At 68.1% G+C, this 12,874-nt stretch carries 11 protein-coding genes and 2 pseudogenes; 4 read left to right on the top strand and 9 right to left on the bottom strand.

Going from position 1 to position 12,874, the window contains the following annotated elements:
* Nucleotides 1-128 precede the first annotated feature (128 nt).
* Nucleotides 129-1,010, bottom strand: coding sequence for an SIS domain-containing protein (locus tag G3I17_RS11120; protein ID WP_164595883.1), 882 nt, complete (start codon nt 1,008-1,010; stop codon nt 129-131).
* 101 nt (nt 1,011-1,111) lie between these two features.
* Here G3I17_RS11120 and G3I17_RS11115 point away from each other — a divergent pair, with 101 nt between their 5' ends.
* Nucleotides 1,112-1,894, top strand: coding sequence for a DeoR/GlpR family DNA-binding transcription regulator (locus G3I17_RS11115; RefSeq protein ID WP_164595882.1), 783 nt, complete (start codon nt 1,112-1,114; stop codon nt 1,892-1,894).
* Between the two features lie 161 nt (nt 1,895-2,055).
* On the top strand, nt 2,056-2,730 hold the full coding sequence (locus G3I17_RS11110) for an O-methyltransferase (protein WP_203590005.1): 675 nt from the start codon (nt 2,056-2,058) through the stop codon (nt 2,728-2,730).
* Between the two features lie 4 nt (nt 2,731-2,734).
* On the opposite strand, the gene G3I17_RS11105 is transcribed toward G3I17_RS11110, so the two are convergent.
* From G3I17_RS11105 to glgC, 8 genes and pseudogenes are all read right to left on the bottom strand, one after another.
* The gene (locus G3I17_RS11105; RefSeq protein ID WP_164595880.1) at nt 2,735-3,457 is read right to left on the bottom strand and encodes an alpha/beta hydrolase; all 723 of its coding nucleotides are present in this window, start codon (nt 3,455-3,457) and stop codon (nt 2,735-2,737) included.
* Nucleotide 3,458: 1 nt separating this feature from the next.
* Nucleotides 3,459-4,466, bottom strand: a complete 1,008-nt coding sequence (locus tag G3I17_RS11100) for an amidohydrolase family protein (RefSeq protein ID WP_164595879.1) — start codon at nt 4,464-4,466, stop codon at nt 3,459-3,461.
* Between the two features lie 40 nt (nt 4,467-4,506).
* Nucleotides 4,507-5,013, bottom strand: a pseudogene (locus G3I17_RS11095) (3-hydroxyanthranilate 3,4-dioxygenase); the annotation flags it as partial.
* Between the two features lie 36 nt (nt 5,014-5,049).
* Nucleotides 5,050-5,460: pseudogene (locus G3I17_RS11090) on the bottom strand (RidA family protein); the annotation flags it as partial.
* 289 nt (nt 5,461-5,749) lie between these two features.
* Nucleotides 5,750-7,258, bottom strand: a complete 1,509-nt coding sequence (locus G3I17_RS11085; RefSeq protein ID WP_164595878.1) for a 2-hydroxymuconic semialdehyde dehydrogenase — start codon at nt 7,256-7,258, stop codon at nt 5,750-5,752.
* A complete protein-coding gene (locus G3I17_RS11080; RefSeq protein ID WP_164595877.1) occupies nt 7,255-8,574 on the bottom strand; it encodes an NAD(P)/FAD-dependent oxidoreductase in 1,320 nt (439 codons plus the stop codon). Before G3I17_RS11080 ends, G3I17_RS11085 begins: the two co-directional genes overlap by 4 nt.
* A complete protein-coding gene (kynU, locus tag G3I17_RS11075) occupies nt 8,571-9,857 on the bottom strand; it encodes a kynureninase (RefSeq protein WP_164595876.1) in 1,287 nt (428 codons plus the stop codon). The genes G3I17_RS11080 and kynU overlap by 4 nt, the downstream gene beginning before the upstream one ends.
* Nucleotides 9,854-11,080, bottom strand: a complete 1,227-nt coding sequence (gene glgC / locus G3I17_RS11070; protein ID WP_164595875.1) for a glucose-1-phosphate adenylyltransferase — start codon at nt 11,078-11,080, stop codon at nt 9,854-9,856. Before glgC ends, kynU begins: the two co-directional genes overlap by 4 nt.
* Before the next feature lie 71 nt (nt 11,081-11,151).
* Between glgC and G3I17_RS11065 the strand changes: the two genes are divergently transcribed.
* Nucleotides 11,152-11,685 carry a GNAT family N-acetyltransferase gene (locus tag G3I17_RS11065; RefSeq protein ID WP_343238264.1) on the top strand — a complete coding sequence of 178 codons (534 nt, stop codon included), beginning with the start codon at nt 11,152-11,154 and terminating at the stop codon, nt 11,683-11,685.
* Nucleotides 11,686-11,704: 19 nt separating this feature from the next.
* Nucleotides 11,705-12,859 (top strand): glycogen synthase, encoded by a 1,155-nt coding sequence (gene glgA, locus G3I17_RS11060; RefSeq protein ID WP_203590004.1) that lies wholly within the window; start codon nt 11,705-11,707, stop codon nt 12,857-12,859.
* The last annotated feature ends 15 nt before the right edge of the window (nt 12,860-12,874 follow it).

Below are 12,874 nucleotides of genomic sequence, written 5' to 3'. Positions count from 1 at the left end.
GATGTCAGAGCGGAGTTGTGACATCCCTCCCCGGCTGTGCATCGAAGAGGGTGACACCAACCGAGGAGAACGATGCCGAATCCCAGTGGCCGGGCCCGACGGCGTGAGGCTCGGTGAGCCGGCTTGGCTCAGCCGAGGATGACGGAGCGGGACAAGCTGCGGGGCTGGTCGGGGTTGAGGCCCAGGGCGAGGGACTTGGCGACCGCTACCCGCTGGGCGACCACCAGGGACGCCATCGGGTCGAGGTCGGCGTGGTGGACGATCGTTGCGCCGGTGGCGATGACGTCGGCCAGCAGGTCCGCCGGCGGTTCGCCGAAGATCCAGACGCCTCGGCCGGGCTGGGCGATCGCGATCGGGCCGTGGCGGTAGTCCATCGCCGGGTAGGCCTCGGTCCATGCCGATGCGGCTTCGCGCTGCTTCAGGCCGGCCTCGTGCGCCAGGCCGATGGTCCAGCGGGTGCCCAGGTAGGTGACCTGCTCCAGCTTCGCCAGCTCGTCGACGTCGATGGTGAGCGCCACCTCGGCGTCCGCGGCAGCCTGCGACAGGTCCTGCCCGAGCGACGCCCGCAGCAGCGCGAGCGTGGTGGTCGCGAACCGGGTCTGTACTACGGACTGCTCGTCGGCGAAGTCGAGCATGATGGTGTGGTCGGCGAGCTCGACGATCGGCGAACCCGGCGTCGCGGTGATCGCGATCGTCGGCAGTTGCGTGTTCCGGATCAGGTCGAGCACCTCGGTCGTCGTACCCGACCGGCTGATCACCACCACCGCGTCGTACTCGCGGCCGGCCGGGAACTCCGACCCGGCGAACGCGTCGGTCAGGCCCTGGCCGAGGTCCTCGCGCAGCGCGGCGTACGCCATCGCCATGAACCAGGACGTGCCACAGCCGACGGCCGCAACGCGCTGCCCGGCCTTGGGCAATGCGTCACCGTACTGCGCGAAACCGGCTGACACCTGCCGCCACAGCTCGGGCTGAGTGGCGATCTCAGTGCTCACGAATGGCGTGTCGGTCATGTCGTCTCCGGACTTGTAATGGTCGAAACTGCTCGAACGTGATCGAATGGTGCCAACCGGCAGCCGTCCGGCTGACCGTTTGTGTGAAGGAGGCCGCCCGGGTGAAGCGTTACGAACGCCTGAATACGTTGCTCGAGACGCTCGCGGAAAAGGGCGCGATCGATGTCGACGAGCTCGCGGAGCAGTTGCACGTCTCCGCGGCGACGATCCGGCGCGACCTGGACCACCTGGGAAAACAGCAGCTTCTGACCCGGACCCGCGGCGGCGCGGTCGCCAACGCGGTCTCCTACGACCTGCCGCTGCGCTACAAGACTGCGCGTTTCGCGTCGGAGAAGCAGCGGATCGCGCAGGCCGCGGCCACCCTGGTCCGGCGCGGCATGGTGATCGGGATGAACGGCGGTACGACGATCTCCGAGGTGGCGCGCACGCTGGCGACCCGCCCGGAGCTGTCCGCCGAGCACGGTGAGCCCGCCTTCACGCTGGTCACCAACGCGCTGAACATCGCCAACGAGCTGATCGTCCGGCCGCACGTCAAGATGGTGCTGACCGGCGGCGTCGCGCGGCCGCAGTCGTACGAGATGATCGGGCCGCTGTCGCACCGGATCCTGGCCGACCTGTCGCTGGACATCGCCTTCATCGGCGTCGACGGGATCGACGAGACCGGCGCCACCGCCCACCACGAGGGCGAGGCGAACATCAACCAGCTGATCGTCAGCCGGGCCGCCAAGGTGGTCGTGGTGGCCGACTCGAGCAAGCTCGGCCAGCGCGCCTTCGCCCGGATCTGCGAGCTGACCGAGATCGACACGCTCGTCACCGACGCGCAGGCCGACGAGTCGCAGCTGTCGATCTTCAAGGAAGCCGGGATCGACGTCATCCGGTCCTGACATCTGTCCGCACCTCCTTCGATGGGTGTTCGCTGCCTAGTCAACCCGATCATATCTGCTCATGTCTAGAAGTTACGAGCAGGAGTGCGCAACGTCAGCGCGGGAGGCGCGGCCCGGAGGCTGCGGGACGCTAGGCTTCGCCATATATGACGACCGCAGGGATGAGTACCGCAGCGGCACCGATCAGGGAGGGCATCATCGCCACGGGCATCGACCCCACGTCCTGGGCCTACACCGAGGACTACACCGGTGAGGACGAGGTCGTCACGGGTGCACGGGCGAGCGCCGAGGAGATCGGCATCTCCTCGATCGGCCCGGGTGCGGCCTCCGCGCTGAGCATGCTGGCCGCCGCCACGGGCGCCAAGGCGGTCGTCGAGATCGGTACCGGCTGTGGCGTCTCCGGCCTGGCGCTGCTGCGCGGGATGCGCGCCGACGGCACGCTGACCACGGTCGACCTGGACGCGGAGAACCAGCGCCTGGCGCGCCAGACCTTCCTCGACGCCGGCGTACCGTCCAACCGCTTCCGCCTGATCGCCGGCTCAGCGCTGGACGTCGTCACCCGGCTGACCGACGGCCACTACGACCTGGTCTTCTGCGACGCGGACAAGCGCGAGTACACGGCCTACCTGCACGAGGCTCTCCGCCTGCTCCGCCCCGGCGGCGTCGTCGCCTTCGACAACGCCCTCCTCCGCGGCCGGGTAGCCGACCCCGCCCACCGCGACCCCGACACCACGTCAGTCCGCGACCTCATCCGAGCCATCCGCGACAACGACGACCTCACCTCAGCCCTGCTCCCCACCAGCAACGGCCTCCTGGCCGCCGTAAAACGCGCCTGACCGGCTACCCCGAGAGTCGAGTCAGTTCGGCTGTTACGTAGGGCCAGGCTTCGCTGTGGGGGTCTATCAGTTCGAAGTGGCCCACGCCTTCGGCTCGGACGAGCCTGGCTGTCGGGTGGGAGCCGGCGTAGGACTCGGAGACGGAGATGGGGACTCGGGGGTCCGTGGTGCCGTGGATGAGGGTGACCGGCCTGATCGGGGCGGGGAGGTGGGTGGGGTCGAGGTCGTTACGGACGCCGCCGCCGAGGAAGTCCTGGACCGCGGTTTTGTCCAGCTCGAGCCGGTCGGCCAGGAGTAGGTCGGCGACGGGAGCCAGGGCGACTACGCCGCGCAGCCGGATCGGGTTGAAAGTCGCCGCCGCCCACAGGGCCAGCTGGCCGCCGGCGGAGTGGCCCGCCAGGATGAAGCCGGCATGCAGGTCCATCAGGTCTGGCAGCTTGTCGAGGGCGTCGCGGACGTCGTTGGCCGTGGAGTCGGGGTTGCCCGGCTCGCGGCGGTAGTCGATCGACGCCACCGGCCAGCCCCGGTCGGCCAGCGCCTCGCAGAGCGGACGGACATGGATCCGGTCGTACTCCGGCCGCCAGAACCCGCCATGCAGGAACACGATCACCGGCCGGTCGTCGTCCGCGTGCCACACGTCGACCATCTGCTCCGGGTACTTGCCGTACTGGAGCTCCTCGTCCGGATCTCTTGCCTCGCGCGTCAGTACAGAGCGGTCCTCTGACATTTCAGACCTCCCAGTTCGGGCCCAAGAATCGTCTGGCGTTCTCAGACAGCAGCTTGACCTGCTGGTCGGCCGAGAGCCAGTCGGCCCGCCGGACAACCTCCCCGACGGGCCGTTCACCGAGCGGATACGGGTAGTCACTGCCGACCATCACCTGGTCCTCGCCGAGGGTATCGACCAGTAACCGCAGAGCCGGTTGCTCAAACACGACGGTGTCGACCGAGAAGCGCCCGACATAGTGGCTGGGCGGATGCTGGGACTTCCCCCGTACTACGTCGCCGCGGCGCTGCCAGGCGTTCTCCACCCGGCCCAGCCAGAAGGCGAAACTCCCGCCGCCGTGGGCGAAGCAGATCCGGAGCGACTCGGGCAGCTCGTCGAACGCGCCGCCCAGGATCATCGCCAGCACGGACAGATGCGTCTCCGCGGGCATCCCGGTCAGCCAGCGCGCCATCCACCGGTCGAGTCGCGGCCCGCCCGGCATGTCCCACGGGTGCACCAGGACCGGGGCGCCGACCTCGGCGCAATGTTTGAGAAAGGCAACGATCCCGGCGTCGTCGAGATCCTTGTCACCGACGTGGTTGCCGATCTCGACGCCCGCGTGCCCGGCGGCCAGGCACCGGTCGAGCTCCTCGCAGGCAGCGTCGGGGTCCTGCAACGGCACCTGACAGAACGGCACCAACCTGTTGTCCCCGGCAAGCGTCTCCAGCGTCAGATCGTTGAAGATCCGCGAAACCTTGATCGCTTGGTCGGCAGGCCGCTCGTACGCGAAGAACACCGGCGTCGGCGACACCACCTGCAACTCGATGCCATCGGCATCCATATCCACCCGCCGGGTCGCGGGATCCCAGGTCTGCGCCCCGATCGGCCGGAACTCACTCTCCCCGACCATGATCATCGCGTCCCGCTCAGAATCCACCCGCAACCACGGCCACCCCTCACCCCCACAGGCGATGGCGAGGTCGGGCCATCCCTTCGGCACGAGGTGGGTGTGCACATCCACCGCCCGCGTCACGCGCTCCGCTCCCCCACCGCGCGGTTCTTTGCTTTTGGCATCAGGCCTTGCCTGGGTGGAGGGTGCCGCAGGACGGGCAGGTTCTTGCTTCTTCGCTGTCGTAGAAGGCCTTGAAGACCGGCGGGAGGTCCTCGACGATGTCGGTCACCTGGAGCTCGACCTCGTGCACGATTGCGGCGCAGTTGGCGCAGTACCAGCGGAACTTCTCCAGCGTGCCCTGCTCGCGGACTCGTTCGATCACCAGGCCGATCGAGCCGGCGTCACGCTGCGGCGAGTGCGGCAGGTTGCGCGGCAGCACCCACATCTCGCCCTCGCTGATGTCCACCCGGCCCGGCCCGTCGTCCGTCATCACGTCGACGTGCATGGTGCCCTTGATCTGGTAGAAGAACTCCTCGTACGGGTCGACGTGGAAGTCGGTCCGCTGGTTCGGCCCGCCGACCACCATCGTGATGAAGTCGTCGCCGGTCGGGAACATCTGCTTGTTGCCCACCGGCGGCTTCAGCAGGTGCTTGTTCTGCTCGATCCACTCCGGGAAATCCGTCGACTCCAGGTTCACCATCGTGCGTTCACCTTCCACTCCGGTCTGCGGGATGGCCGCGACCGCTTGGATCTCGATCAACAATTGAGGATGCGGCAACTGATGCACCGCGACCGTCGTCCGGGCCGGCCCGCTCTCGTCGAAGAACTCGCCGTACACCTCGTTGTACCCACCGAAGTCGTTCATCGACACCAGGTACGTCGTGACGCTGACCAGATCGTCGAGCCCCGCCCCGACCGCCGCCAGGATGTCGCGGATGTTCTCCAGCACCGCCCGCGTCTGCACCCGGATGTCCAGCGTCGTCGTCCCGAACTCGTCGACCGACGCCCCGGCGATCGTGTTGTCCGGCAGCCGGCTCGACGTCCCCGACACATACGCAAACCCACCGGCCACCTTCACATGCGGAAACCGGCCCCGCGGTGTCGCCTTCCCCGCCACCACCCTCGCGTCGTTCATCCCCACTCCCCCCTCCCCAAGCTCACGAACCTTCCCTCTACCCCTCGCTCAGCCTCCAGTTGGCAGCTACTTTGTGCACGAGCTGAGCATCCGACGGTCGACAAAAGACTCACGTGGTGCACAAGGTCGCCGGCGGCGGGGCCAGGGTTTCGACTTTGTGCACGAGGTGAGCGTGTCGGCGGGGTCAGAACGCTCAACTGGCGCACAAAGTTGGCGGAGGGTGCGGGGGTGCGGGCCCGGCTGATGTTCTGCGGGGGGTGGGGCCTTGGGGTTGGAGGGTGGGGGCGGCTCACGACAGCTCCACACAGACGTTGGTGAGTTCGGAGTAGAAGTGCAGGGAGTGGTTACCGCCCTCGCGGCCGATACCCGAGAGTTTGGTACCACCGAACGGCGTCCGTAGATCGCGCAGGAACCAGGTGTTGACCCAGACGATGCCGACGTCGAGCGCAGCACCGGCGCGATGGGCCCGCCCCACGTCCCGCGTCCAGACCGTTGCCGCCAGCCCATACTGACTGTCGTTGGCCAAGGCAAACGCCTCGTCCTCGGTGTCGAACGGCGCGATGTGGCAGATCGGGCCGAACACCTCCTCGGTGTTCGTACGCGCATCAGCGGGCAACCCGGTCACCACGGTCGGTTGCACATAGCAACCGTTGTCACGGGCGTCACCGAACGACGGTACGCCGCCACCGGCGAGCACCTCGGCGCCCTCGGCGCGCGCCAGGTCGTAGTACGAGAGGACCTTGTCGCGGTGGGTCTTGGAGATCAGCGGCATGTTGACGGTCGCCTCGTCGGCGGGCCAGCCGAAGGTGAGCTCGGCGGCCCGGGCGGCGAGGCGGGTGGAGAACTCCTCGAAGACCGGGCGCTCGACGTAGAGCCGCTCGGTGCACAGGCAGACCTGGCCGCCGTTGGTGAAGACCGAGCGGACCGATCCTTCGACCGCCGCGTCCAGGTCGGCGTCGGCGAAGACCAGGCCGGCGTTCTTGCCGCCCAGCTCGAACGAGACCGCCTTCACGCCGTCGGCGGCGACCTTCGCGATCGCCGTACCGGTGGCGGACTCGCCGGTGAAGGTGATCGCGTCGACCCCCGGATGCTTGGTCAGATACTCACCGGCCGATGACGGACCGAAGCCGTGCACGAGGTTGAAGACACCATCCGGTACGCCGGCCGCGGCCATCACCTCGGCCAGTACGGTCGCCGAGGAAGGGGTCTCCTCCGACGGCTTGACCACCACGGTGTTGCCGCAGGCAAGCGCCGGGGCCACCTTCCAGGTGAGCAACAGCAACGGAAGGTTCCACGGCACGATGATCGCCACGACGCCGACCGGCTTGCGTACCGCGTAGTTCAGCGCACGCCTGCCGTCCGCGAGCGTGGTGGTGTACGACTCGGTCGAAGCAGTCGTCGCAAAGTCCGCGAACGACCGGAAGTTGGCCGCTCCTCGAGGAATATCAAGAGTCCGCGCCTGGCTGATCGACTTCCCGGTATCCCCCACCTCGGCAGCCACCAGATCGTCGAACCGTCGCTCCAACTCGTCGGCCACCCGCCGGAGCACCACCGCCCGCTCCTGCTCGCTCATCCTTCCCCAGGGGCCTTTGAGAGCAGCCCGAGCGGCGCTGACGGCAGCGTCCACCGTGGAGGCATCAGCCTCCGAGACGTCGAAGATCTGCTCCCCGGTCACCGGACTGACCTTCGCGAAGGTCGAACCGCCCTCGACAAACGACCCACCCACGAAGTTCCGCAGCAGGCCGACCGAAGAGGGTTGCCCGGTGAGCAGCCCCGGCTGCCACAACCCCGCGCTCATCGGGTCCTCCGGCCGGAGCGGGCGATTCGCGCTGCGGCGCCTGCAACACCTGCGCCGAGCAGCACCGCGGCGGCCAGGAACTGGTGCTGGCGGTGGACTCGTCGCTGGACATCGGCGTACGGGGTGGTCGAGAAGGAGACCAACTCATAGCGGGAGACGTAGCGGCCGGGGAGGGCTCGTTCCAGGGCGTGTTCGATCCGTTTGCCCAGCCGGAAGACCGGGGAGGTGACCTTGTCGCGCATCTCCACGAAGTTGTCGAGGGCCATCGAGGCGATGGCTTCGGTGTTCTCGCGGCGGCGGTGCTCGTACAGCGGCAGAGCGCGGGCCCAGGAACCGCCGGTGTCGGCCAGGCAGCGGTCCAGCTCGACGACGTCCTCGAAGGCGCAGTTGGCGCCCTGGCCGTAGAAGGGGACGATCGCGTGGGCCGCGTCGCCGATCAGCGCGGTCCGGCCGTGGGCCTGCCAGGGCTGGGCGTGCACCGTACCGAGGACGCCGACCGGGTTGTGCCGGTAGTCGTCCACCAGCGAAGGGGCCAGCGGCAACAAGTCTGGATAGTGCTCGCGGAAGTGCGCCTCGATCGAGTCCTGGTTGCTCAAGGCATCGAAACTGCCAGCCGGCCAGAACAGCGTGCAGGTGAACGACCGATCCGGGTTCGGCAGCGCGATCATCATCGACGTACCGCGCGGCCAGATGTGCAACGCCCCCGGATCCAGCGCGAACGCGCCGTCCACCGCAGGGATGCTCAACTCCTTGTAGCCATAGTCCAGGAAGTCGACCTCCTCCCCCACGGCCCCCTCGGCCAGCAACTGCTCCCGCACCGCGGACCCAGCTCCATCAGCGCCCAGTACTACGTCCGCAACCGCCTTCACCTTGCCCTCGGGCGTCTCGAAGACCATCGTCCCCGAAGCCGAATCCAGCTCCACCAGCCGATGCTCGAAGAGCACCGAGACCCCGGGCGCCGCCGCGGCCGCATCGAGCAGCGCGTTGTTCAGCGTCCCGCGGCTGATCGAATTGATCGCCCGCTCCCCCGACGCGCTGTACTGATGGAAGTCCAGCGGCCCCTCGACCGGGTGGATCATCCGCCCCTTCATCGGCAGCGCGTCGGCCATCACCGACTCGACCAGCCCGATCCGGCGCAACGCGTCCAGCCCGCGCTCGGAGATCGCCAGGTTGATCGACCGACCACGCTCGGGCTGCCCCCTTCGCGGGTCCGCCCGGCGCTCGTACAGGGTTACCGACAACCCACGTCGGGCCAGATAACACCCGAGCAGACTCCCTGCCAGGCCGGCACCGACGATGGCGATCCGCTCACTCATGCAGTCTCCGGAACAACCTCGGCCAGCGCCTCTACTACGCGCCAGCAATCGTGGTACAGCGAATAGAGCGGAACGGGAGCCAGCCGCAGTACGTCGGGCTCCCGCGTGTCGGCGATGACGCCGAACTCGAACCGGAGCTTCTTGGCCAGCTCCTTCGGCTTCAGACCGCCGCCGATCCGCAGGGACAACTGTGCTCCCCGCCGGGCCGGATCCGTCGGCGTGATCACCGTCAGCGGCCGGGTGGGGGTGATCCCGGCCAGCGACTTCTCCAGGTACGCCGTGAGTCGCAGGCTGCGCTCGCGGAGCACCTCGATGCCGACCTCGTCGAAGATCTCGAGCGACGTCCGTACCGGGCTCATCGAGAAGATCGGCGGGTTCGAGATCTGCCAGGCGTCGGCCGACACCGGTGGCCGCGACTCGGGCGCCATCTCGAACCGGCTCGCCGCCGCGGTACTCCACCATCCCTCGAAGCGCGGCAACCCGGCGTCCAGATGCCGCTCATGAACGAAGGCGCCAGCCAGCGAACCGGGCCCCGAGTTGAGGTACTTGTACGAGCACCAGGCGGCGAAATCCACGTCCCAGTCGTGCAGCGACAACGGCACGTTCCCGGCCGCGTGGGCGAGATCCCACCCGACGACGGCACCCGCCGCATGGCCGGCCGCCGTGATCGCCGGGATGTCCATCAGCTCGCCGGTCAGGTAGTTCACCCCACCCAACAGCACCAGGGCCACCTCGGAATCAAGGGCAGCGACGACGTCCTCGGTGCGCAGTACATCCTCACCGGCCCGCGGCCGGAGGCGCACCACCGCGTCATCAGGTGAGTAGCCATGGAACGCAGCCTGGGACCGTACCGCGTAGCTGTCGGACGGGAACGCCGAATCCTCGATCACGATCTTGAAGCGGTCCGCGGCCGGCCGGTAGAACGACACCATCAGCAGATGCAGGTTGACCGTCAGCGAGTTCATCACGACGGTCTCGGCCGGTAGCGCCCCGACCAGCCGCGCGGCCGGCCCGGTCAGCAGCGAGTGGTAGTCGACCCACGGCCGCTTGGCGTCGAAATGCCCCTCGGCACCCCACTCACCCCACGAGTCGAGATCCTCGAGCAGCTCGACCCGGGTCGCCTTCGGCCGCAACCCGAGCGAGTTCCCGGCGAAGTGCGCGATCTCCGGGTAGTACCCACTGTCCACCGGCGGAATATCGAACAACTCCCGCCACCCCGGATCGGCCTGGTCGAGCGCGAGCGCCTCGGCCTCTCCGGGTCGTACCGCCTGATCTGAACTCACGACGCGATGACCGTGTCTTTCCCGATCGCCGTCACGCCGCCCTTGCTGACGGTGAAGCCGCGCTCGCGGTCCCGGTCCAGGTCGATGCCGATCTCGACGCCGTCCGGCACGATCACGTTCTTGTCCAGGATGACGTTCTTCAGCACCGCGTTCGCGCCGATCTTGCAGTTGTCCATGATGACCGCGTTCTCGATCTTCGCGCCCGCGCTGACGATCACGTTGGCGCCGAGCACGGAGTGGTCCACGGTCGCGCCGGAGATGATCGAGCCGGCGCAGACGATCGACTCGCCGACGGTCGCGTTGTCGGTGAACTTGGCGCCCGGCAACTGCGGGTGCGAGGTGAAGATCGGCCAGTCGGAGTTGTACAGGTTGAAGACCGGCTGGATCGAGACCAGGTCCATGTGCGCCTCGTGGTACGAGTCGAGCGAACCGACGTCGCGCCAGTACGAGCGGTCCCGGTCGAGCGCGCCCGGTACGTCGTTGTCCTTGAAGTCGTAGACCCCGGCCTTGCCCTCGGCAACCAGCATCGGGACGATGTCGCCGCCCATGTCGTGCCTGCTGGCCGGGTTCGCGGCGTCCTTGCGGAGCGCCTCGACCAGGACGTCGGCGCTGAACACGTAGTTGCCCATCGAGGCGAAGGTCTCGTCGGGCGAGTCCGGCAGGCCCGGCGGGTCGAGCGGCTTCTCCAGGAACTCGGCGATCCCGAACCCGTCCTCGGCGGTCTTGATCACGCCGAACTCCGACGCCTCGGCGCGCGGGACCCGGATCCCCGCCACGGTGACGCCGTTACCGCGCTCGATGTGCGCCTGGACCATCTGGGAGGCGTCCATCCGGTACACGTGGTCCGCGCCGAACACGACGATGATGTCGGGTTTGGCGTCGTTGATCAGGTTCATCGACTGGTAGATCGCGTCCGCGCTGCCCTGGTACCACTGCGGGCCGAGCCGCTGCTGGGCCGGCACACAGGTGACGTAGTTGCCCAGGAAGGTCGACATCCGCCAGGTGATGGTGACGTGCCGGTCCAGCGAGTGCGACTTGTACTGCGTCAGGACGCACAAGCTGCGGATACCCGCGTTGACCAGGTTGGACAGCACGAAGTCGATCAGGCGATAACTGCCCCCGAACGGCACGGCCGGTTTGGCCCGGTCCGCCGTGAGCGGCATCAGCCGCTTCCCCTCGCCACCGGCCAGCACGATTCCGAGAACTCTGGGTGCCTTAGCCATGTCCGCACCTTAGCTTTCCAACCCCAGTTGCATAAGACGCTTGAGAGTGTCGTGACACTAGGTGTATGCCGATGCTCGTCGAACCCACTACTGCTGTTCACCGTTCCTTCCTCGAAGCTTGGGACGAGTTGAGGTCGTCCGAGGTGCGGTGGATGGGGGCGAGCGGGTTCCGCGAGAGCTGGAGCCGGGACCGGGCCGAGGACCCCGGGGAGTTCGCCCGGCTGGTCGAGGCGATCCGCGCGGATGCCGACGAGAGCGTGCCGACGCCGGCCGATCTGGTGCATCAGACGGTGCTCTGGTTCGTCGACAACGGTGTCGACTGGCTCGGCCGGTTGTCCATCCGGCACACGCTGACCCCGGCGCTGCACGAGCTCGGCGGCCACATCGGGTACTGCGTACGCCCGTCCGCCCGGCGGCGCGGCCACGCCACCCAGATGCTGCACCAGTCGCTGCCGATCGCCGCCCGCCTCGGCATCGATCCCGCCCTGGTCACCTGCGACTCCGGCAACGACGCCTCCCGCAAGGTCATCCTCGCCGCGGGCGGCGAACTGGAGGACGAGCGGCACGGAAAACTCCGCTTCTGGGTCGCGACGCGAATGTCTTGAGTTGGATTATGGTCGGGGGATGAAGATCGCGATTCTGACGCGTGAGTTCCCGCCGGACGTGTATGGCGGGGCGGGGGTGCATGTGGACTTTCTCGTCCGCGAGCTACGCAAGAAGCTTGAGGTCGAGGTGCACTGCATGGGCGAACCGCGCGCCGGTGCGATCGCGCACTCCGAGGACGACCCGCGGATCCCGGGGGCGAACGCGGCCCTGCGCATCCTCTCGACCGACCTGACGATGACGGCGGCCGTGGGCAACTCCCAGCTCGTCCACTCCCACACCTGGTACGCGAACATGGCCGGCCACTGGGCCAAGCTCCTGTACGGCGTACCGCACGTGGTGACCGCGCACTCGCTCGAGCCGCTGCGGCCGTGGAAGGCGGAGCAGCTGGGCGGCGGCTACCGCCTGTCGAGCTGGGCCGAGCGGACGGCGTACGAGGCGGCCGACGCCGTCGTCGCGGTCAGCAACGCCACCCGTGACGACATCCTCGCCAGCTACCCGTCGATCGACCCGGCCAAGGTCCACATCATCACCAACGGCATCGACGCGGACTTCTACCACCCGGATCCCTCGACGAGCGTGCTCGAGCGGCTCGGCGTCGACCTCAACCGCCCGTACGTGACGTTCGTCGGCCGGATCACCCGCCAGAAGGGTGTGCCGCACCTGCTGCGTGCCGGGCTCCAGCTGGACCCGTCGGTGCAGCTCGTACTACTGGCCGGCGCCGCCGACACCCCCGAGCTGAAGGCCGAGACCGACGCCCTCGTCGACGAGCTGAAGGCCACCCGCGACGGCGTCTTCATCGTGTCGGAGATGCTGCCGCGCGAAGAGGTCCGCCAGGTGCTCACCCACGCGCTCGCGTTCTGCTGCCCGTCGGTCTACGAACCGCTCGGCATCGTCAACCTGGAGGCGATGGCCTGCGAGACCGCCGTCGTCGCCAGCGCGGTCGGCGGCATCCCGGACGTCGTCGTCGACGGCGTCACCGGCACGCTGGTCCCGTACGACGAGAACGACCCCACCACCTTCGAACGCCAACTGGCCGAAGGCATCAACGCCCTCGTCGCCGACCCCGCCAAGGCCGAGTCCATGGGCAAGGCCGGCCGCGAACGAGCCATCGCCGAATTCGGCTGGGACGCCGTCTCCGACCGCACCATCGAGCTCTACCAGTCGCTCCTGTAGCCAGCGGCTACAGGA

It is taken from the genome of Streptomyces sp. SID13031 (genome assembly GCF_010548305.1).
Taxonomy (GTDB): Bacteria; Actinomycetota; Actinomycetes; order Propionibacteriales; family Kribbellaceae; genus Kribbella.
Note: the sequence above shows the minus strand (reverse complement) of the source record. Positions and strands in the feature narration are given on the sequence as shown.